This window comes from Streptococcus criceti HS-6 (genome assembly GCF_000187975.2).
In the GTDB taxonomy this organism is placed as follows: Bacteria; Bacillota; Bacilli; order Lactobacillales; family Streptococcaceae; genus Streptococcus; species Streptococcus criceti.
This window is the reverse complement of the sequence record NZ_AEUV02000002.1, coordinates 1364651-1387557: the sequence shown is the minus strand read 5'-3', so window position 1 is coordinate 1387557 and position 22907 is coordinate 1364651. Positions and strand designations below refer to the sequence as shown.

The window sequence follows — 22907 nt, the reverse complement described above, 5'->3', positions numbered from 1 at the left end:
TTTTAGGATAAAATGTTCGGCTATTCATAACGCAGTGCTTCAATCGGATCCAGCTTGCTGGCCTTGTTAGCCGGCAGGATTCCAAAGACAATACCGACAAATACCGCAAATAAGATACTTGTTAATACAGTCCTAAAAGCAATAATAGGCTTACCTATTTGATTGACTAGGCCTTCTGAATTTCCTAATAGACCAACTAAGCCATAGGCTAGAACAAGTCCGATTATACCACCAATCAATGTTAACATAATAGATTCTATCAAAAATTGAAGCAAGATATTCTGACGCGTAGCCCCCAGTGCCTTACGCAGCCCTATTTCTCGTGTCCGTTCAGTTACAGATACCAGCATAATATTCATGACACCAATACCACCTACTAGAAGAGAGGTTCCGCCAATAATCCCAATAAACAAAGTAATTCCGGCCAACTGAGCATTAGCACTGGCAATAACCTTCTTGAGATCAAAAGTCTTAAAGTGACCCTCCTTAGCACCTGACAGCTTGGTCAGTTGTTTAGCTGCTTCTTTACCAGATGATGAAGAATTAATAACATCAGGTATGTGAACATAAACACCGCCAATTTCATCAACATTAAATTCTGAAGCTAACTGAGTATTAGTCAAAATAGCATTACCACCTGAATTCATTCCATAAGCAGATGAACCCGCATCGGGATCTTTATAAACACCTACAACTCGATATTGTTTCCCACCAACGTCAATAATATTATTAAGAGCAGCATCGTAAGTTGAAAATAGTTTCCCAGCTAAAACTTCATCAATCATGATGTAACGAGAAAATTGCGTATAATCAGATTTTTCTAAACGCCTACCAGCAACAACCTTATATTTTTTTACATCAAAATATGTCCTGCTAACTCCTGTCAGAGTTACTGATTTTGCTTTTTTACTGCTATAAGAAACATCGGCATTAGTCGTATTCGTTACATAGTATCCACTGACACCATCAACATTTTTTGATATTGTTTGAAGCCATTCTTCTTTAATTTTTGGAGCATTCTTACTAGCTGAATCAGTTCCAAAACCTTCATCTTGATATTGATCCTCATCAGAAGAATAATAGATTTGGACATCATGCTGATATTTACTAATTTGGTCGCCAATAAAATTTCGCATGCCTGTCCCGATGGCCATAACAACTGACACTGACGCCACTCCGATGATAACCCCCAACATTGTCAGAAAGGAGCGCATCTTGTGCCCCATGATTGAACCAAGGGCGAATTTCCAATTTTGCATCATAAACCTCCCTAATCAATCCGGACACTTTCGGTCGTGTCTTGGGTAATCTCACCATCACGAATAACAATTTTACGCTTGGCATAGTCAGCAATCTCAGGCTCGTGGGTAACCATGATAATGGTCTTGCCTTCCTCATTGAGCTGGGATAAGAGTTCCAAAATCTGATTGCTGGTTTTGGTATCCAAAGCTCCTGTTGGTTCATCGGCCAAGATAATTGACGGATCGTTAACCAGAGCTCTGGCAATAGCCACCCGCTGCTTCTGTCCTCCTGATAACTCAGATGGCAGGTGCTTGCTGCGATCAGACAATTCAACCTTTTCCAAATACTGCTGGGCTAATTTGCGTCTTTGAGAACCACCAACTCCTGCATAAATCAGAGGCAACTCGACATTATCTTGAGCATTAAGCTTGGATAAGAGGAAAAACTGCTGAAAGACGAATCCCAACTCCTCGTTACGGACGCGAGCCTGTTCCTTTGGGGATAATCGCTCAACAGCCTGCCCAGCCAGAGTATATTCCCCCGAGGTTGGCTTGTCCAGAAGACCGATGATATTCATCAAGGTTGATTTCCCAGAACCCGAAGGCCCCATAATAGCCAGAAATTCCCCCTCCTTAACAGTCAGGTCAATGCCTTTCAGGACCTGAAGTTCTTGATCCCCGTTCTGGTAAGACTTGGTGATTCCTGTGAGCGCCATTAAAACTTTTTGATCAGCCATAGTCCTCACCCCTTATTAGATGATGCCATATCTGATTGAGACAACTTTTGTCCATCCTTGAAGTCCTTGCTTGGATTAGCAATGACTGTTTTACCTTCGTCAAGACCAGCAACAATCTGCTGTTGCTTAGCATCGGCATTACCCAACGTTACTTGAGTTTTAGAAATCTTACCAGATTTCTTATCGTAAACCCAAACATAAGACCGATCGCCAATTGTCGTCACGGCTTTGACAGGCACTAAAATAGCTTCACTGTCACTCTTAACTTCAATCGATGTTGAAAAACCTTGCTTGAGATCACCAATATCGCTGGTAATATCGACCTTATACTTATAGGTTGAACCTGAAGAGGACGATGAACCTGAACTAGAGCCTGACTGACTGTCACCGCTGCTCGAATCAGACTTTTCATTTGGGTAGTTTGAAATATAGCTGATGGTACCAGTCCACTCCTTATCAGGATAAACCTTGGACTTAATGGTAACCTCCTGACCAACCTTGACATTGGCCAAATCATATTCGGTTAAGGTACCTTGGATCTGTAACTGACCTTCACTAGCCACATGAACCAAAGTTTGGCTGGTTTGGCTAGAAGGATTAATGCTTTCGGCTACCTCAACGACCGTTCCGGAAACATTGCTGAGAACTGTTGTTGAATCTAGAGCCAGCTGAGCTTTAGTGACCACAGACTGAGCATCCGCATAAGCATCATTGAGAGCCTGCAGCTGACTGTTATAGTCTGCCGTTCCAGCTACAGCAGCATTAGCATTTTTAAAGTTTTGAATATCAGCAGCGGCCTTGTTAAGCGCACGAACAGCACTATCATAGTCAGCCTGAGCCGCTGTTGCATCGTACTGAACCAGAGCCTGACCAGCAGAAACTTGATCGCCTACATGCACCGGAATGGTAGGATTACTGCCCTTGCTTGGCTCGTAATAGACATATTGCTCAGATACAGACTTAACTTTACCAGACAAAATAGTTGCAGAAGCTAGACTGCCCTTGTTAGCCTTGGCTGTTTTATATTGGGTCGTTTGAGCACCGCCCCCCAAGAAGGCCTTAACGATCATAAAAGCAATAACCAGAGCTCCTAGAATGGAAACCCCTATCAGAGACCATTTCTTCTTTTTAGACATGGCCTTTTTCTTCCGTGTACGCGTCATTTGATTACTCCTTTTCTAAAGATGCGAGAGAAAGCCCAATCAGTTCATGAAGTTCCATGATCTCGATAGAAATCCTCTAGAGTTTAATAGACTGGTTATCAGGTCTTCCAAACTTTTTGACTATCTCTGAAGCAACTGTAAAAACATTAAACGACTAGATGTTCTCAACAAGAACTTCCTAAGTCAATTGTAGCAATAATACTCAAGTCTTCCCTTACAGTTTTGTAAGATTATCTATTTGTACTATTCTCATAATATAAGTATAATACATCAGCAAAAATCCGTCAACAAGAAAACGTTGTCATCCTGAATTTAAAGGCTAAAAATTACTTTAAAGTTCAAAGTTTTCTTGTACTACCTCTCCTATTTCTAACCTAGGGAAACAAGCTCGCTAAAATGAATACCTTCATTATAGACTATTGTAAATAGATTATGAGACCAATGTCATGAAAGGGCCAAAATATGTCATAAACGATCATTCCAGCCATTATGATTCTTAAAAAAGAGAAGCCGAGCCTCTCTTTTCATTAACCAACCTCATTAAGCTGTTTAGCCTTGAGATAGGTAAAGACAATGATCACTGCTTGGACAAGATAAATAGCTACTGCCAGCCAGCTAAATCCAGTCATAACTTGAGTGATAATCGGCAGAATCAGGAAACCTAAACTCAAGTAATAAGGCCAATAGCTAATATAGTCCTTATTCTTAATAGCCTTGTGATTCTTAAAGAGCAGATAAATAATAACGGCATTGAGAACGAGGGCGAGTAAATAGCTAGCCAAAAACCATGGTGCCACAGCTTGACGCGCCTGCTCGATCTGCTGACTGGACAGTCCCGCCTTTTCGTAAGTCCCGTTCTTTAGGGAAGCTATATTGGTGTAGTAACCAATAATTCCAAAGACATCGAAAACAAGGCTCAAAATCTTCCAGACAAACACCGTCATGTTTAAAGATTTGAGGGTCGTTTCAAGTTTTTCAATTGAAATCATAAATGTCTCCTTTTCTATTTGGGGTAGAATACCCATTTTTATTGTAGCCGACAGCACAAATTTTACACTATTACTATACCACTTTTATAAACCTTCCCAATATTTATGTCGTAAAATGGCCAAAATATGTCGTGAACGGGAACTTTTGACTAAAAACTTTAAAATAGTGGGCACCTTTGCGAGTAACAGCTTAGGCTCCAAACTTAGCCAAGAACTTATCAAAAAGTGTCAAAACTTTATTGATAACCTTCGTTAAAGTATTCGTATCTAACTTTTCTGATTTCACCACTTCTTTTGTTTGCGATTGGTGACTGGTTTTTGATGAGGCATCTGCCGCTTTCGCAATTGCATCGGTAATTGTTTGTTCAGCTGCTTTCTCATTCGCTGTTGGGGACTGCTGGCTAGGTGTAACCACCTGAGAGGTATCGGGCCTAGTATCTGTAGATTTAAATACCTTGTTATACAAGTCTTGAGCCGTACCGCCACTGCCTAACTGACCAGAAACGATTTGTCCTTTTTCAAGATGGAGTACAGTTGGTGTCACAAAAACGCCGATTTTACTCCTTAGAAATTCCTTAGCAACTGAGCTAAAATCCGTGCTGTCTATATTGTAGTAATAGACTTGCCCGCCAGAAAGACTATTAAAGTCCTTGATGACAGGTGAGAATTTCCGACAATAGATACAGGTTGGACGGCCTAAATAGAGGGTATAGCTGCCGTTCGGGTCATCAAACATGTGATAAACGTCTGCCATTGTAACCTGTTTAAGGCCGGCAACATTTGCCTCATATTCTTCCGTTGAAATATCAGGGGCCTCCTGACCTTCTTGACTATCACTATCTGCTACAGTACTAACATCAGCTGTAGATTCCGTAACTTGTTGACTCAGATTAGCTGATCCTTCAGTTTCTTGATTATTAGAACGAGTGCCTTCTTCCTGCTTAGCCGTAGAATCCTGTGATTGTGAAGTTTCTTCGGAACTTGTCAGCAGCTGTTCCTGTTGATTTGTTTCAATTTGGTTGGACTGCTGATTAGCTGTAGCTTGTTGACTAGCTTGGCTATCAGCTTGCGCAGTAGCTGCAGGTACTTGCCCTTGGTCATCATTTTGACTCACTTCATCAGCGTAAGTTGTACCTCCCACTAATAGCAAAGCTGTTGCTGAGAATAGTAATAATGATTTATAACGATTCATAAGTAACCTTTCCTTTCATCTTTTTTTGTTTAATTTAATTAAATATAAGGACACCTCTAAAAATAATTCGTCTCAATACTCTTGATTGCATATTTTTAAAACGTCTATTCAGGACAAAATTCGACTCATTTTAAAAAATAAAATATTATAAAACAGACTAAGGCCACATTAGATTCTATATTTAACCTCACTTAGTAGCAGTAAGCCATAATTTATTATTGATTCATAAAAGCGAAAGTTGAAATCTTCCAACTTTCGCTCAACTGTCTTACTGTCTATTTTTTCTTGAAATAAACTTATACAACAAAACCGCCAGAACATAAACTAGGGCAACAAGAAAACCAATTTTTCTCCCCACAATCCAAAAGTCACTCCTATTACTCCTCCCCCTATTACCGAAGTCTGAGTAGAACGCTTCATAATTATTGGCTCCTTTTACTCATACTACTAAGAGACTTACAACTTTCGATACCAATTCCATCCAATTAGTATGTTGTACTTAACCTGAGTGTAAAGACAATCTTGCCAATGTTTACCACCATTGATAAGTAATGAATCTTCTGATAACAATAACAATTTTTTGTGTACATCAAAATTAAATTCTATGAGAGGATTTAATAATAACCATATCTTATATATGACAACTTTCTTATAGAATCTAACTGCTCCCTCACCTTATTGTTTAGAATAATATTGCTATTCCTAAGTACCTCAGATAGCTCTATATTAAAACGGCTAAGAATTGTTGGGATCGGTGCCTTTTGCTTTTCAAGCTCTTCCTTATAAGCTAATAAAAATTTTTGTAAGGATTCACTACCGTCTATCTCTTTTAGTTCTATAATTATAGACTCAAGTAAGTCCAATGCATTATCCCGTCTTTCTTTTCCACCAGAAAACCACTTTAATTTAGACATAAAAAACCTTTCTACTTTAAACAAAACATTTTTTATTTGATCAAAAGATATGTTGGGATTCGGCAACAAGAAAACAAAGAGCTGAACAAAAAGAAACACTCAACTCTTTGTTTTCCAAAAACTTCATTTTTTAATTACAGTTAGTAAAATAACATCTCTAGACTGACTAAATCACACCTCCAGAGTGCCAGCCTGCATTACCTTGAGTTGCCCAATTCATGGCAGAGTTAGTTGCAATTGAATTAATTGTTTGTCCCCAATCAACCCAACATGTCTTATTACAGTATACTCCATTACCATAATAAATTGTTTTCCCACCTTCAACAGCAGCGAGTTCTTGAACATCCATTACATCAAATTTTTCAATAGCTTGTGTTTTCATTTTGCTACCTTCTTAAACATTGTTATTAAACTAGCTAGCTAAACCAGTTTATTAACATAATAAATTTTTGTAAACTGATTAATCGCTTTACGGTTATTATCTTACCATTAAAATCTAGTCTTTCCTGATATTCTCAAATATGAAATTATTTTTTTCATATTTTCAACTTTCTTATGTTTGAATGTTTTAGATATATAATAACCTCAGAAGGATAAACCAATTTCTGCATTGAGAAGTTTGTAACTTCTAGAGTTAAATTTGCTGGAAAGTATCTGGCTGTTCAATTCCAGATGACTTTCTTTTTGTCTCTTGCAAGTGACACCTATAGGCTACCAAAAATTTTGAGCTGTGCCCGTTTATGTCGTGAAACGGCCAAAATATGTAGTGAACGGGCATTGCTTCCAGTTAGTCATAGTTTTATTTTCCCGTTCACGACAAAATAAGGCCGTTTCATGACTTGGATAAAATTTTAGAGAGATTTTATGGCATAATAACTCTGATTGCGCACCTCATTGAACACGAGCTAAAAAAAGATAAACTTCCTTGTGCTTTAGTGGCACTGTGTCAATTTCCTATTTTTATATAGGTTTTTTAGCGCTCTTTATATCTTGATAAAGGAGTTTTTATGAACTTTTACAAATTTATTTCCCAGATTGATTCTAGAGATTGCGGAGTAGCTGCTCTGGCATCCGTTGCCAGATATTATGGCTCTAACTATTCCTTAGCGCATTTGCGAGAACTGGCTAAGACTGATAAGGAAGGAACGACAGCTCTGGGAATTGTTGAAGCTGCCAAAGCTATGGGCTTTGAGACCCAAGCTGTTCGAGCTGATATGACCCTCTTTGACGAAAAGGATATCCCTTTTCCTTTTATCGTCCATGTCAATAAAGAAGGAAAACTGCAACACTACTATGTAGTTTACAAGGCCAAGAAAAATCACTTCATTATTGGTGAAGTCAAGGTTACCAAGATGAAAAAGGAAACCTTTGAAAAAGAATGGGACGGTGTTTCCATCTTCTTAGCTCCAGAACCTGCTTACAAACCTCATAAGGATAGGAAAAATGGTCAGCCACATTGATAAAACAGCAACCACAACAAAACAAGGTAATGTTTTCAAAATAACAGCTAAGATAAAGCTCAAAAAGCAAGATAAAAGCTCTCTCAAATATGGTCTACAAGGTAAGGTGACCAGCATCGTGGCTAAAAAAGTTATTTTGATTACTACAAAGAAAAGATACTCGCAACCTTTAACTAAGCTAGCATGCGAAAACTCCCAAGTCTAACAGATTTGGGAGTTTTCATATCGTTCACACCTCTACCTCTAGCTGTTGAGTGAAGAGACCATTTTGACTGCTGGTTTTTAGGACAGCATTAGGATAGTTTGCCAAAATCTGCTTGACAATAGCAAGGCCGATCCCCCTATCATTTCCCTTAGTGGAGACATCCAATTGAAAAAGATCAGCAATGTTTTCTGTAGTTGACTGGGTACTATTGACCAGAATGAAAACAAAAGCGCCACCGTGTTTAAAATAAGACAAGGAGAGCTGTCTAGCTTCAGACTCATCAGCGGCCTCGATAGCATTATCCAGTAGATTCGATACTAATCTGACAAAGTCAAGAGTACTAAAGTCCGCCGGCAGTCCTATTGGGTCAGCAATCTCTACCTTGACATCCAGCTTTAAATCAATAGCTCTAGATAATTTGGAAGACAGGACACTCTTAAGAGCATTATCGGTAATATTGGAGAGGTTGGCCATTTCAAACTTCTGAGCATCAAGGATTTCATGCGACTCCTGGCTAATCTCATCTAGGGTCTGGCGAATACTGGTCAGATCCTCGTTGTCGGCGCTGTATCGGAGACTAGCTAGGATATTGCTGTAGTCATGGCGGAAGGAGCGAATCTGACCGTAAAGTTCTTCAATCTGGTGACTGTAGTTAGTAATATATTTGAGTTCATTTTCCTTTTGAAGTATCAAGCGTTTCTCATAAATCATCGAAACACGGTAATTAAGTGCTGAAATAAAGGACAAGAGAAACACCATAAACAAGGTGCTTGTATTGACACGATAAGTAACACCTAAATTAGCAGGTGTAATCAAATAGCTCAGCCATAAAGTTATGAAATAAGCGATAAAGAAAATATTATAGTAGATGATAGAAGACTTAACACTCCGATCATCAATTAACTCATTAATTTGCAAAAAATCCATTCTTAAATAATGAAGAATTAATTCATTGACCAGAAGGGATAAGGCTGTCTGAATCAGGATTGATAGCACAGGAAAATAATTATTGGTTAATTGAGGGAAAAAAGGGTAGATGACCACAAACATCATAAATCTAGCAATGATATCGATACCTAGTTTGACATAAAATATAAAGAAAAGCCTTAACGAGAAATCTTTAACCTTATCGCTAAACTTAAAGATGAGATAACTAATTAAAGCCAACTCCCAAAATTGATTGCTAGCATAAAAATCTTTTAACCAGACATAGGGAAAACTATTTAAGACAAGAAAAGCCAATTGGTAAGCCCAAGGGATGCGAATCTTAAAAGAACGCTGCATGATAAATAACTCAACAACCGACCAAAGAAACATTTGAAAAGTCCGATTGATATACAATAACGATAACATCGCTACCTCCTATGCAATTTCTTCAGAGTGCTGGCTAAAGCTCGCATCTTAGTTTTGGCAATGACACAGGTTTCACCATTGGGAAAATGAGCTAATCGCTGAATTTTATCGACCTTAGCAACATTGGCAGGATTGAGACTGATAGACCGATGGACTCGAATAAAACGATCCGTTGCCTTATCAACCTCAGCTAGACTACCATAAAACTCCATATAATCCTTACGACCATGCAAAATAATCTTGTGGGGACTAGATGAAGCTTCAATAAAATAAATATCACTGTAAGGCATTTGGATACGGAACTGCTCATTTTCAAAAAGGAAGGAATCCTCTGACAAATTCTTACCAAGATTTTCCTGTGCATGGCGTAAAATATTAGCCAATCGCTGCCGAAATGCTTCTTCTGGCAATTCTTTATCGATAAAATCCAAGGCAGAAACCTGATACTTAAAAGTCAGGGGCATAAAATTGGAATGGGTAGTGACAAAAACAATCAAAGCCTGACTATCCCTAGCTCGAATAGTTCTTGCCACCTCAAAGCCCTTCTTTTTTTCGCCATTTAAATCAATATCTAAGAAGAAGATATGCTGCTCCCCTTTACCTTTAATACTTTCCATCAATTGGTCGGGTTTGCCAGAGACTAAAAGTTCATAATCTAAATTCTCTTCTTCGGCAATATTCCGAATGGCACGTTCAATCCTAGCCTATTGCTTAAAATCATCTTCTAAGGCATAAATATACAGCAAAGACAAACCTCCTTAATACTTACGATAAAAGAAACCCGATTTTACTTATTATACAAAAAAAGACAAGCTAAAGGTTAGCTATGTCGTGAAATGGTCTTAATTTGTCGTGAACGGGCAAAATTAGAGAAAAATGAGAAGTAAAAGTCCAGCTAGGACACCAACCAAATAGCCTAGAATGACGTCTCTGGGATAATGAACTCCCCCTAGAACTCGGCAGAGGGCTAGAATAGCTGATAAAACTAGGCAAAGAACACTGACGCGAGAACTGATTTGGTAGAGACAAAGGCTTACCATGGCTGCCGAAAAGACATGTCGACTAGGCAAGGAGTTGCCCTTGGAAGCCTTGTGAATCAGAGGACTTATTGCCCAAGTCTCATAAGGCCGTGGGAGATTAAGGCTCATCCGGAAGTAACTGAGTCCTGTAAAAGCCAGACCTGGAATAAGGATGGTTAAACCTAAGTCGTAAAACTGTCTCTGCCAAAGCAAATCAAGCAATAAGAAGGGGTATAAAACAGCCATAAACTTGGTTAAAATCCAATTGCTTGCTCGCAACGCTTTTATTGCCCAAGGACGCCCTCGTAAGGGAGCCGTTAGACGGTTATAAAATTTAGCATAGTCTTTTATCACTTATCTATTGCTCCTCTTTCTTTTATTTTCTAAACCAGTCAACCTTATTACTTAGAACTTGTATTCACATTTTTTGACAGTTATCCTTATGTGGTAGGGACGCAAGCGACCTCCTAACGGAGTTCCATTGCTCATTTTCAAGCCTAGGGTCTTGAAAATCCCCGCGACAGTTGACTTAAATAGGTTCAATCATCTTTTTACCACGGCGGCAACTGTCTGTTTTGGGAGTGGGACAGGAGTCGATTTTTTATATAAATTGACTTCGTTGTCCCACCTCCGCACAGTTGATTAGGATGGCCGCTAACATTTGCGGAGTGGTTAAACAGTCCAATGGACTGTTTAAGGGGGTGTCTGAAAATGGGACTGCACCCCAAGATAAGGACCTCCAATCAACAGTGGTTCATTGGTGCTAAGGCACCTAATGAACTGTGCAGGGGAAAGACTTCTTGGCAGTGCCAACAAGTCTTTCTCCCAACCACTGCGTCAAACTGTTATGACTGCAAAAATAGAAGGCTGGAATACTTTTTTCCCAGACTTTTTCCAGTTGATGCTAAGAATTTAAACTTGTGAATACAGTTTCTTAGTCTAAACTAATTTAGCCATTTCCCCACATCGCCAGCAAAGCTAGTGTCTTTTTTGATAGAAATTGGTAAGATGACACTGCGAAAACCTCAAGCTTGGTCATGATCTCTTCTTTGCAAGTAAGCCTTTAATTGAGGCATCATTTTCTGAGCATCCCTAAGGCCAATATTGTAAATCTCATCAAACTTCTCAGGATCTGTTTCCAAACGGCCAATATCCAAATCTTTATCAGGACGAATAGCAAACAAATCTCCCGACTCTTCAAGTTTTATGACCTCTTCTACTTCACGATTATAAGTCTTCCAACGCTGACTGGCTACTCTAACAAATTCAGGGTACTTACGATAAAAGAGCTGATATAGCCGTCCCTTGGATGGTTTCTTGCGGTAGTCCAGCGGACGCGTCAAAACAACAATGAGTTTATCATAACCCAAGCTCCTAGCAAATTCAACTGGAATAGAATCCGACAAACCACCATCTAGGTACTTTTTCCCTTGCCAGTCAACAACCTTGGAAACTAAGGGCAGAGCTGAACTAGCCCGAAAAACTTCCATCTCCTTAAATACATTTTTGACAGAAAGATAGGCCGGTTGTCCTGTCTCAACATTGGTGGCAACAGCATAAAACTCTGCCCCTGATTCTTCAAAAGTCTTTTGGTCAAAGACATCCAACTCCATCGGAACCTTATAGTAGGTAAACTCTTTATTGACAAAGTTCCCCGTTTTTAGCCAAGACCAAAAACTCATATAATTTTTCTGACCAATAAATCGTTTATTATAACGCAGGCCACGTCCTCTCTGTTTGGATAAGAGGTTAACGCCAAATAGAGCCCCAGCAGAGACACCAATGACACCAGCAAATTTAAGATCTTCATCTAAAAAGGCATCGATGACCCCTTGGCTATAGAGCCCTCGCATTCCTCCGCCTTCCAGTACTAAGCCAACTTTCATAAATACGGTCACCTCCAACAAATTAGGACTATTATAACAAAAAGCTGGGAGCGATTGAGTCCAACAGCATTAAATTAGACAAGGAAGAAGAAATGTCTAAAAACTCCTAAATTCTACTGACTCTTAAGGCCAACCCCAGCAAATGCCAGCAATGCTCTGGGCGCTAACTTGCCTCACCTTAAAAAAATCATCACGCAAGACCTACCCAACAAAAATCAAGAGAATACTGACTTACCGCAATGCCAACCCGACCGATGACTGAAAGGCTCTGTCCAATAACCAAATATAAAAATTCCTAGGCTAGCTCACCAAGAGAGCAGGTAGTCAAAAGGAGCTGAGTCAATATTGACCAGTCAAAACTACTGAATTAATCAAGAATAGCTATCCAGAAAACTGGCGGTTAAACCAAACCTTCCATTCCATAAAGTGATACTTTTGATCAGTGAAAAGATAGAACTAGGCAGGCAGTGCCAGTTCAAAAGATACTACCAATCCTTAAAGGAAGCTGCCATTACCTCAACAAGCACCCTGTTTCTAACGCCATCACCTGATTTATACGAGCAACTAGTCAGTGGCGGACAGAGATTCCATGATGAACTGTTTTTATACGTAATCTTCAGAGATTACAATACTTTATGGGTGAGGTTAAAGCCATCATACCTGTCTGTCCCAAAAGCCTTTTTAACGGAAAAACCCTACAATAGAATCTTATAGGAGCACTCATAAAACTAGAAACAGCTGATCTTTCCCCTAAGAAAATGCTGGTAGCCCCTGCTTGATGGGTGAGTAATAAAGCCTTTTATAGTTAATAGCCATGGATTTAGTCTAGCAGAAATTTCAGGAAAGTGCCAAATACAATTAAATGATTTAAACGATAAAAAGGGAGCGGGAAAGAAACCAAAACTTGAAAATTTGGGTTCTCACCACGCCCTAGTTTTAAGGTGGTGACCTAAAACGGCCTCTTCCCAGACCGTTTCACTCCCACCCCGAACAGCTCAAAGGGTCTGGAGGGCCTTTCGAGGTTAGAAAGAGTCTAGGACAAAAGTCCAGACTCGTTAGCATTGTTCTGGATTTACTGATTTTTGCTCCACTCTCTTGTTTAGTCTTCCCACTTTGGACTTGTAGCAAAAGGAAAACCAGTCAGCAGTGGTTCAGTGAGGCTGGGAAAAAAGTATTCCAGCCTTCTTGTTTTGCAGTCATAGCAGTTTGACGCAATGGTTGGGAGTCCTTATCTTGGGGTGCAGTCCCATTTTCAAGTACCCCCTTAAACAGTCTACTGGACTGTTTAACTACTCCGCAATTGTTAGCGACTAACCTAATCAACTGTCCAGGGGTAAAACTTCTTGGCCTAGCCAACAAGCCTTATTCCCAACCACTGCGCCAAGAGCTTATTCCAAAACAAGAAGACTGGACAAGTCTTTGCCCAGCCTCTTGATAGGTTAGCTATTATTAGCATTAATCGTTAGAGATACCAGCACCATAACCATATTTATAGCTCAAATGGTAGGTATCACCATCATCAGTTGTTGTGAACTCCAATGAAATACGTTGAGCATGAGAATCATCAGCATCAAGATCTTCATATTCGACTGTCAAACCTTTTTCAAGCTCACCTGCGGAATAAGTCCTTACCGTATAGTAAGCTACAGAGGGTTTTGCATGCTTGCTCTTAACATCAGACCAGCTGGTGCCACCAGCACCGGATTCATCATCACCAACTTTAAGGGCATCAAAATCAGCCTTGGTCCAATCAGACTTATAAGAATCACTAATATCAATATCATCTGCCTCAAAAGTTCCTTCAATATAAGAGATAACCCAAGTGCCACCATGTTCTTTCTCAAAAAAGACCGTAACTTCCTGTTCAGTATCTTCTTTTGATTTGTCTTCATAACGCAGGGTTAACTCATCACCAGAAATTTCTGCTTCAGTTGCTTTACCATGCTTCTTGATAACATCAGCGACTGTATCACTTTCAACTTTCAAATCTGAAACATCATCTTGTTTCCATTCGAACTTGTAGTTTTTATCCATATAGTCATTGACATCTGTACTATCATCTTTGACCTTACCACCCTTCGCGCTAGTCACTGATGATGAGTTATCGGACTTAGATACAGAGTGGCGAGAATTACTAACAATAAGGCCAAGAACGCTGATCAAAACAGCCAAAAGAGCGACAGCTCCAGCAATGATTGACAGCAACTTTTTGCCCTTAAGATTTAAAATCAGAAGAACTATAGCAAAAATCAGTCCCAATACCGAAAGACCAAGAAAGACTGGGGCAACCTTTGTAAATGAGAAGGCTGCGAACAAAACAGATAAAACCAAAGATACAATTGGCAAGATCAAATCTAAAACTTGATTGGAACGATTTTGGCCCGGCTGTGCACCAGAGAAAGCCGGCTGTTGGAAGTAGGATTGTTGGAAAGTCTGAGGCTGGTCAAATGCTCCTTGTGACTCATATCCCTGCGGCACTTGCCCTACCGGAGGCTGTTGTGACAAATCATTTGGCATTTGCTGACTAGAGATAGCCATTTGACCTTGAGGTGCCTGTTCAGTCTGTCCAGCCGGAACTTCTTGAGGTTGGCTTGCCTTAGCATCCTCAGTCAAATTTGCTTGATTCATGGCTTGGGCATTTTCTGTCGCTGCTGTTTCAGGGCTTACTCTTATGTCTGAAGCTTGAGCATTTGTTTGATTAGCATTTATAGATGCTGTCAGTTGTTCCAAATCAAAATCAGTTTCTTTAGCCTTTGCAAATTCCTTGGCTGTTGGTTTGCGCCCAGTCAAAACTTCAAACTGCTTGACCCATGCTTCTTTATTATTCATTGTTAACTCCTTTGCTTTAGTTTATTTCTAAATTAAACACTAGTTTATCTTAACATGTTTTAAGTTTATGTAAAGGATTTTGCTCGATTTTTTACTTTTTCAAACCTGTTTACAAGCCACTACAGCATTCAAACTTAAATTTCCATAATAAAAAGGAGAGGAGACTCCTTTTTACTTATTTCACTTTTTCTTCTTGATAATCACAGTCAGTATTGCTGCAAACAACCTGTTTGCCACCACCCCGGACCTTCTTTTCAACAAGATAGTGATCACACTTTGGACAGGAACGTCCGACTGGCAAATCCCAAGAAGTAAATTCACAATCAGGATAGCGATCACAGCCATAGAAAATCCGATTGCGCTTGGTCTTGCGTTCGATGACTTGACCTTGACCGCAGGTCGGACAAGTCACACCAATTTCCTTAGTGATAGCCTTGGTATTGTGACATTCTGGAAAATTGCTGCAAGCATAGAACTTACCATAACGGCCAAGTTTAATGACCATCGGGTGGCCGCAGAGATCACAGTCAAAACCGGCAGGCTCATCCTTGATTTGAATTTTTTCAATGCCTTCTTCAGCCTTTTCCAATTCCTTTTCAAAAGGCTTGTAGAATTCATCAACGACCCTCTGCCACTGCTCCTTACCAACCTCAACAGCATCCAGCTTGTCTTCCATTTCAGCCGTAAAGGCCACATCCACAATATCTGGGAAGAATTCGACAATCAGGTTATTGACAATTTCTCCTAATTCGGTTGGTTCAAAGCGTTTAGCTACTAGGCGAACATAGTAACGCTTCTGGATGGTTTCAAGAGTGGGAGCATAGGTTGATGGCCGTCCAACACCGTTTTCTTCCAAAGTCTTAATCAAAGTTGCTTCAGAATAACGGGCAGGCGGCTGCGTAAAATGCTGCTCAGGACTGGTAGAAACTTTCTTAACCGTATCCCCTTGTACCATATCTGGCAGCATCTTATTTTTATCAGAGTCGTTGTAAACAGCTAAATAACCGTCAAACTTGACCTGACTGCCGTTGGCTGTAAAGGTGACACCATTTTGACTCAAGGTCACCTTCATGGTATCAAAGACAGCTGCTGTCATCTGACTGGCCACAAAACGATTCCAAATCAGAGTATAGAGTTTGAGCTGATCCTTGTTGAGGTACTTGGCAATAGACTCCGGTGTATTGAAGACACTGGACGGCCGAATAGCTTCGTGAGCATCCTGAGCACCGGAGCTATTGCGAACCCTACTGCCGTGCCTAGAATACTTAGCGCCAAAACGATCGGTGATAAAGTTGGCCGCATCATTTTGTGCTATGGGGCTAATCCGCGTTGAGTCCGTACGCATGTAAGTAATCAGGCCTTGCTGACCGCCACGTCCTAGGCTGATTCCTTCATAGAGCTGCTGAGCTACCATCATGGTCTTGCGGGTTCTAAAATTAATCTTATTAGCTGCATCCTGCTGCATAGACGAAGTCGTATAAGGTAAGGGAGCATTGCGACGCCGCTCCTTCTTTTCAACCTTATCAACATTAAAGTCATCACTGGTAATCTTGGCCAGAACCTTTTTGACATCATCATTGGTTTCCAGTTTTAACTTCTTGCCATCCAACCCATAGAAGCTAGCTTGAAACTTCTTGTTGCCCTTCTTGAAGGCCCCATCAATCGTCCAGTATTCTTGGGGTTTAAAAGCCTTGATTTCATTTTCGCGATCAATAATCAGTTTGAGGGCAACAGACTGTACTCGACCAGCAGACAGGCCTTTTTTGACCTTCTTCCACAAAAGCGGAGAAATAGAATAGCCAACAATACGATCTAAAACCCGACGGGCCTGTTGGGCATCAACCAAATCCATATCAATAGCCCTTGGCTCAACGAAGGCATTTTTGACAGCATCCTTGGTAATTTCATTAAAAACTACCCGATTTTTGCCCTTTTCATCTAAGTCCAGAATATGGGCTAAATGCCAAGAAATAGCTTCTCCTTCACGGTCCGGGTCACTAGCCAGAAAGACTTGTTTGGCCTTCTTAGCTTCTTTTTTTAAGTCATTGATAAGAGGACCCTTGCCACGAATATTAATGTACTGCGGTTCATAATTATTGTCAAAATCAATGGACATGGAAGACTTCTTCAAATCCCGAATATGTCCAACAGAAGCAACAACCTTGTAGCTTCGTCCCAGATACTTCTCAATGGTTTTAGCCTTGGCTGGCGACTCAACGATCACTAAGTTTTTCTTGGGGGTTGTCCGCTTCTTTCCCTTACTAGTAGCTTTTTTACTGGTTGTTTTTTTGCTAGTTTTAGCCTTGGTTGCTACTGCCATCAGCATCACTCCCTCAATTTTCGAATAAACTTCTAGCATGATAACCTACTTTTTAGGGACTGTCAATAAAAAACTTTCTCCTATAGGAAAAAGCAAAAAGCCATCAGTTTAACCAAGAGTAAAGAAAAGACGGCCGTTAAGGCAAATAGAGCCTACAGACTAAGAAACTGTATTCACAAGTTTAAATTCTTAGCGTCAGCTGAAAAAAGTCTGGGAAAAAAGTATTTCAGCCTTCTATTTTTGCAGTAATAACAGTTTGACGCAGGGGTTGGGAGAAAGACTTGTTGGCTCTGCCAAGAAGTCTTTCTCCTGCACAGTTCATTAGGTGCTTTAGCACCAATGAACCACTGCTGATTGGAGGTCCTGAACTGGGACGCTGTTTTATTTTCAGGCGCCCCCTTAAACAGTCCACTGGACTGTTTAACTACTCCGCAAGTGTTAGCGGCCATCCTAATCAACTGTGCGGAGGTGGGACAGAAGTCAATTTATATAAAAAATCGACTTCTGTCCCACTCTCAAAACAGACAGTTGCCGCCGTGGTAAAAAGACGATTGGCCCTATTTAAGTCAATCGTCGAGGGGATTTTCAAGACCCTAAGCTTGAAAATGAGCAATGGCGCTCCGTTAAGAGGTCGCTTGCGTCCCTACCACATCAGGCTAACTGTCAAAAAAATGTGAATACAAGTTCTAAATATGAAGCAACTAAAACACTTTTACTATAAAATTCTATTTTTTGAACATAAAGAGACAAGTCAAAACCTGTCCCTTAATCATATTCTTCCAGAATATCCAAGCCAGTCATGAGACACTTAGCGCCTTCTTGAATCAGATGGTGACAGCCATCGGAACGTCCATCCAGAATATTACCTGGTACAGCAAAGACATCGCGCCCTTCTTCCATGGCGCGCTCACAGGTAATCAAGCTGCCCGACCTCTGCTTGGCTTCAACAACAACTGTCCCCTGAGAGAGACCTGCTATAATCCGATTACGCTCGGGAAAATGGAATTTTAGAGGGGCTTGGCCAGATTCGTATTCAGTCAAGACCAGATGGTGTTTAGTCAAATATTCCTGCAAATCACGATTTTCCTTTGGATAAAAAATATCCAATCCTGTACCGATAACAGCGATGGTTTTCCCGCCATTTTTCAGGCAGGCAATGTGGGCTGCTGTATCAATTCCCCTAGCCAAGCCGGAAACAATAACAAAATGATTTTCCAATTCTCTAATAAGTTTTTGAACAGACTTAGTTCCAAGATTGGTGCAATCTCGTGACCCCACTATAGAGAGCTTTGGGGTATCCAAAAGGGTTAAGTCCCCCTGATAAAACAGAAGAACAGGCGGATTATAGATTTGGATCAAATTTTCGGGATATTCCTTATCCAAAATGGACAGGGAAGGAAATTGATTAAACTGTTGGCGAAGGGCCTTGAGGTCTAAATGCTTGTAGCTTTCCATAAAATGTCCTGCCTTGCTGGTCTGGGAGACAACAGCCATATCCCGCAAAGACAGAGATTTGCCAACTTTTTTTTGATAGTCCAGAATATTGAGTATCTGCAGATTAGTCAAACCAGCCTTTTTGAGTTTAAAGAGCTCAAAATTATTCATAAAATCACCTCTACCTATTAATACGAAAAGCCCCGCAAAAAAGCAGAGCTAAAAAATAGATACATATTAATAGAAAAAGGAGGATAGTTTAGCCCTATGAAATAAGAAGTTTCACTGCTATTTTCGATTGACCATCAGGTGAAGGTAGGCACCGATGAGATTGGCATCGTTACCATTGGCAGCCGCTTCGATTTCCAACTGTTCAAAATGCTGGAAGGCAAGAACACTGGTGAAGAGCTTATCATATTGCTCATTGATCGTCCTAACTAAAAGCGGTTGCCTACTGATGCCACCACCGATGGCTAAATTTTCCACCTTGAGGAAAGTTTGGAGATTAAGGACAAGATAAGCAATGTCTCGACAATAGGTCTCAAAAAGTTCCTGCAAGGCCTCTGGCGGTTCTCCCTCCAAAGCTTGGAAAACTTGTCTACCATCAGCTTCCTCAAGCCCCAAGAGTCGGCTAGCATCCTCAACAAACTTAACTGCTGAACCAGCATTGGAAAAGAGGCTCTCAATCCCAATCCGATTAAGTTCTAAGGTATGGCTGATTTGACGCCAGACTGACTCATCATTAGAACGAAAGTCTTGGACACTAGACCGCAAATCACGTGACGGAAAAGTCATCAGACGATTCTCAGAAACCACACCTAAACCGACACCGGTTCCCAGAACGAGAATCGCCCCGCAGTGACTGTCTTTGAGAACGCCTGACTTGGTCTCTGCCAGAGCAGCTGCATTAGCATCATTGAGAACTGTTACGGGCATTGAAAATTGTTCAGATAAATCTTTGGCAAGAGGAACATTTTTCAAATAAGGAATAAGACCGCCGCGATAAACCCTACCATTCTTACTAATTTCTCCCGGACAAGAAATGGCAATGGCCTTAATCTCATCCTGATATTGGTCAACAATCGCTGTCAAACTGGTCCAAAATTCTTCCAAACTAGCTGGTGTTGGCACTTGTCCTTCTTGTGTCAGAGTCAGCTGTTCATCAATCAGAGCGTGCTTGATTGCACTGCCCCCGATATCAATGGCCAAGTAGCTCGTTTCTGTCAAGTCCTTAATGACCTGAGCCGGATTTCCAGCGATAACCACATTGTCACCAAAAGATTTGGTAACCACAGAGCCGGCCCCAACAACCACATTGTCTCCTAAGGTCACTCCCGGTAAAATGGTCGAACCACCACCGCACCAGACATTATCACCAATGGTAATCGGACTGCCAAATTCCTTCCCCTTGATACGCTCTTCTGCCTCTAATGGATGAAGAGCTGTCAGAAGCTGACAGTTGGGGCCAAACATGACATTATCGCCAATCCGAATTTCACAAACATCTAAAAAGGTACAATTATAGTTGGCATAAAAATTTTCCCCAACATAAATATTGCTACCGTAATCACAAACAAAGCGCGGATTAACAGTGATATTTTGCCCTGTTTTACCAAAGAAGGTCTTGAGCAGGGCTTGAGCCTGCTCCTCATCTTCCTCAGCATTGAACATCCGCGTAATGACCCTAGCCTGCTGACGTAAATCAACTAATTCTGGATCGGAGGCATCATAGAGTCGCCCCGCCAACATTTTCTCACGTTCCGTTACTGTTCCCATACTATTCTCATTTCATCATCAGGCCTGATTGCCTTGCTCATTTAATCTTCTCACTCGATTTTTTTAATGTGCCGAGCTGGTACTCCGCCAACAACTGTATTGGCTGGAACATCACGATTTACCACAGCCCCTGCAGCAATTACCGCTCCATCGCCGATGGTCACCCCTTGCGTGATTGTAACATTGGAGCCAATCCAGACATCTTTGCCAATCTCAATAGGAGCTAGATAGAGATTCCCCCTGCGACTGGGTTGCAAATCATGGTTAAGAGTTGCTAAAACCACATTATGGCCAATTAGACAATTGTCACCAATACTAATACCACCTTGATCTTGAAAACGGCAGCCAGCATTGATGAAGACATTTTGTCCAAATTTAATATTAATACCACAATCCGTTGAAAATGGCGGAAAGATTCGCAAATTATCCGGCACTACTTGCTCTGTCAACTCCCGCATCAAAGCAACAATCACTTCTGGCTCATGATAGGAACCGTTCATTCGACCAGTGATAGTTAAAGCCCGTTGACTATAAGCATGAAATTCTGCAGCCAATTCAGACCCCGCCTGAATAATGGAACTTTCATTTAAGGCCTGCCGAAATTCTTCTATATCCATAATGCACCTCCAAAACGTGAAGCAAACAGCTTCATAAAAATTATAGATCTATCATTGATTTAACTGGTTCAAAACTATGTCGATGAATGGGGCTTATACCCAATTTTTTCAGTCCCTCCAAGTGAGCCTGAGTGCTATAACCCGCATTGTGAGCAAAGTCATAACCCGGAAATTTCCTATCGTAATCCCTCATCAAGCGATCCCTAGTGACCTTAGCCACAATCGAAGCCGCAGCGATAGACAGGCTATTGGCATCCCCTTTGATAATCGAAGTCTGGGGCAGGGCTAGATCCAATTGCATGGCATCAATCAGCAGGTGTTGCGGTGAGAGCTGTAAATTAGCCACAGCTTCTTTCATAGCCAGCTTAGTCGCCTCATAAATATTGACCTGATCAATAACCTGATTGGATTTAAAACCAAGACCGATGGCCAAGGCTTTCTCTATAACTTGATCATATATTTCTTGGTGTTTCTTTTTAGGGATCTTCTTACTGTCATTTAGACCCTTGATTTTACAATTCTTTGGCAGGATAACAGCAGCAGCTACTACTGGACCAGCCAGAGGACCGCGACCGACTTCATCAATGCCAGCAATCAGCTCAAGACCACTCGCATAAAGCTTTTTTTCATAAGTCAGCATAGCTTCCAAACGCTGCTCCTCAGCTAAGTCAGCCTGAATCTCTCGCTGGCGTTTCTTGATGGCAGCCTGAACACCAACTCGCTCATCTTCAGCCAGACTAGCAAAAAGGGAGCTGGATAGGTCCGTCACCCCAGCTAATTGAGTCTGAATTTCTTTAATGGTTGCCATCGCTATCACTGACCTTATCTAGCGTGTAACGCCCCAACTTGCCATCACGAACTTCCTTGACAAAAAGGTTGTAAAAACGATCGTAATCATCACGAAAACCCAACTTCTGGGTCAAGTCCATAATCATCTCAGGCACTTCTTGCTCCAAATCAAGTCCCTTGAAGCGGTCTTTTAAACGCTCAGGGTAATTTTCTTTGAAATAGTTAAGGCCAAAGATCGTGACCTCATCCATAGGCAACAGATTATCCTTGATAGCACCGGTCAGGGCTAATTTCAAGCCGACTAACTGGTCCTCAAACTTGGGCCATAGAATCCCCGGCGTGTCTAGGATTTCCAAATCTTTATTAGACTTGAGCCACTGCTGGCCCTTGGTAACACCTGGTTTATTACCAACTACAGCAATCTTCTTGCCCGCCAGCCGGTTCATCAGCGTTGACTTGCCTGCATTAGGAATACCGATAATCATGGTTCGCAGGGTTTCTTTATTAATTCCCTTCTTCTTCAATCGTTCCAACTTATCCGCCATCAGACTCTTAGCTGCTTCTGTCAACCTTTTAACCGTCGACTGATCCTTGGCATTGATCAGAAGGGTTTTAAGGCCCTGATTTTCAAAATAAGACTGCCACTCTTTGATTAGAAGCGGATCAGCTAAGTCTGCCTTGTTTAGAACCAAGAGTTTGGGTTTATCGCCGACGATCTTATTGAGCATAGGATTTTGGCTGGATAGGGGCAGACGGGCATCCACCAAAACCGTTACAAAATCGACAAATTTGAGATTTTCCTGGACCTGCCGTCTCGCCTTGGACATGTGACCAGGAAACCATTGAATAGTAGCCATGACTTCCCTCGAATAATTTTAAATAATAACAGTATTATATCATGGAATTTAGACAAAAATCCTGACTGACAACTTTAAAATTATGTTAAAAAAAGAAGAGAGTGGGACAGAAGTTTTCAACCTTAT

The 22907-nt window shown here is 40.9% G+C and carries 18 protein-coding genes and 2 pseudogenes; 2 read left to right on the top strand and 18 right to left on the bottom strand.

Features of this window, described 5'->3' with window-relative positions; translation table 11 throughout:
* Window positions 1-20 precede the first annotated feature (20 nt).
* From STRCR_RS06430 to STRCR_RS06400, 7 genes are all read right to left on the bottom strand, one after another.
* The gene (locus STRCR_RS06430; RefSeq protein ID WP_004228084.1) at window positions 21-1259 is read right to left on the bottom strand and encodes an ABC transporter permease; all 1239 of its coding nucleotides are present in this window, start codon (window positions 1257-1259) and stop codon (window positions 21-23) included.
* A gap of 11 nt (window positions 1260-1270) precedes the next feature.
* The gene (locus STRCR_RS06425) at window positions 1271-1978 is read right to left on the bottom strand and encodes an ABC transporter ATP-binding protein (protein WP_004225948.1); all 708 of its coding nucleotides are present in this window, start codon (window positions 1976-1978) and stop codon (window positions 1271-1273) included.
* 5 nt (window positions 1979-1983) lie between these two features.
* The gene (locus STRCR_RS06420; RefSeq protein ID WP_004227085.1) at window positions 1984-3141 is read right to left on the bottom strand and encodes an efflux RND transporter periplasmic adaptor subunit; all 1158 of its coding nucleotides are present in this window, start codon (window positions 3139-3141) and stop codon (window positions 1984-1986) included.
* A 527-nt stretch (window positions 3142-3668) separates the two neighbouring features.
* Window positions 3669-4130 (bottom strand): hypothetical protein, encoded by a 462-nt coding sequence (locus STRCR_RS06415; protein WP_004228324.1) that lies wholly within the window; start codon window positions 4128-4130, stop codon window positions 3669-3671.
* Window positions 4131-4320: 190 nt separating this feature from the next.
* Window positions 4321-5322, bottom strand: a complete 1002-nt coding sequence (locus tag STRCR_RS06410; protein ID WP_004229935.1) for a DUF6568 family protein — start codon at window positions 5320-5322, stop codon at window positions 4321-4323.
* 614 nt (window positions 5323-5936) lie between these two features.
* Entirely contained in the window at window positions 5937-6236 is a 300-nt protein-coding gene (locus STRCR_RS06405) for a bacteriocin immunity family protein (protein ID WP_040804923.1), read from the bottom strand.
* A 166-nt stretch (window positions 6237-6402) separates the two neighbouring features.
* Window positions 6403-6618, bottom strand: a complete 216-nt coding sequence (locus STRCR_RS06400; RefSeq protein WP_004226465.1) for a Blp family class II bacteriocin — start codon at window positions 6616-6618, stop codon at window positions 6403-6405.
* A gap of 625 nt (window positions 6619-7243) precedes the next feature.
* On the opposite strand from STRCR_RS06400, the pseudogene STRCR_RS06395 reads away from it, so the two are divergent.
* Together STRCR_RS06395 and STRCR_RS06390 are read left to right on the top strand one after the other, a co-directional pair.
* Window positions 7244-7684: pseudogene (locus STRCR_RS06395) on the top strand (cysteine peptidase family C39 domain-containing protein); the annotation flags it as partial.
* Window positions 7659-7873: pseudogene (locus tag STRCR_RS06390) on the top strand (HlyD family efflux transporter periplasmic adaptor subunit); the annotation flags it as partial. The pseudogenes STRCR_RS06395 and STRCR_RS06390, both read left to right, overlap by 26 nt.
* A gap of 52 nt (window positions 7874-7925) precedes the next feature.
* Here the strand turns inward: STRCR_RS06390 and STRCR_RS06385 are convergent.
* The 11 genes from STRCR_RS06385 to ylqF all read right to left on the bottom strand — a co-directional run bounded on the left by STRCR_RS06385 (window position 7926) and on the right by ylqF (window position 22781).
* Entirely contained in the window at window positions 7926-9254 is a 1329-nt protein-coding gene (locus tag STRCR_RS06385; protein WP_004225929.1) for a sensor histidine kinase, read from the bottom strand.
* Window positions 9255-9256: 2 nt separating this feature from the next.
* Window positions 9257-9952: a response regulator transcription factor gene (locus STRCR_RS06380; protein WP_234944271.1), complete on the bottom strand. Its 696-nt coding sequence runs from the start codon at window positions 9950-9952 to the stop codon at window positions 9257-9259.
* A 168-nt stretch (window positions 9953-10120) separates the two neighbouring features.
* Window positions 10121-10624 (bottom strand): phosphatase PAP2 family protein, encoded by a 504-nt coding sequence (locus STRCR_RS06375; protein WP_040804920.1) that lies wholly within the window; start codon window positions 10622-10624, stop codon window positions 10121-10123.
* 674 nt (window positions 10625-11298) lie between these two features.
* A complete protein-coding gene (locus STRCR_RS06370; protein WP_004225450.1) occupies window positions 11299-12159 on the bottom strand; it encodes a patatin-like phospholipase family protein in 861 nt (286 codons plus the stop codon).
* A 1455-nt stretch (window positions 12160-13614) separates the two neighbouring features.
* A complete protein-coding gene (locus STRCR_RS06365; RefSeq protein WP_004229141.1) occupies window positions 13615-14988 on the bottom strand; it encodes a hypothetical protein in 1374 nt (457 codons plus the stop codon).
* Between the two features lie 175 nt (window positions 14989-15163).
* Window positions 15164-17308 carry a type I DNA topoisomerase gene (gene topA, locus STRCR_RS06360; RefSeq protein ID WP_040804917.1) on the bottom strand — a complete coding sequence of 715 codons (2145 nt, stop codon included), beginning with the start codon at window positions 17306-17308 and terminating at the stop codon, window positions 15164-15166.
* 765 nt (window positions 17309-18073) lie between these two features.
* Window positions 18074-18913, bottom strand: a complete 840-nt coding sequence (gene dprA, locus STRCR_RS06350; RefSeq protein WP_004230005.1) for a DNA-processing protein DprA — start codon at window positions 18911-18913, stop codon at window positions 18074-18076.
* A gap of 117 nt (window positions 18914-19030) precedes the next feature.
* Window positions 19031-20518, bottom strand: coding sequence for an ROK family protein (locus STRCR_RS06345; protein WP_004228799.1), 1488 nt, complete (start codon window positions 20516-20518; stop codon window positions 19031-19033).
* A gap of 50 nt (window positions 20519-20568) precedes the next feature.
* Complete coding sequence (locus STRCR_RS06340) at window positions 20569-21135, bottom strand: DapH/DapD/GlmU-related protein (protein WP_004227215.1); 567 nt, start codon at window positions 21133-21135, stop codon at window positions 20569-20571.
* Window positions 21136-21175: 40 nt separating this feature from the next.
* Window positions 21176-21943, bottom strand: coding sequence for a ribonuclease HII (locus tag STRCR_RS06335; protein ID WP_004225828.1), 768 nt, complete (start codon window positions 21941-21943; stop codon window positions 21176-21178).
* Complete coding sequence (gene ylqF / locus STRCR_RS06330) at window positions 21930-22781, bottom strand: ribosome biogenesis GTPase YlqF (RefSeq protein ID WP_004225448.1); 852 nt, start codon at window positions 22779-22781, stop codon at window positions 21930-21932. The genes STRCR_RS06335 and ylqF overlap by 14 nt, the downstream gene beginning before the upstream one ends.
* Between the last annotated feature and the right edge of the window lie 126 nt (window positions 22782-22907).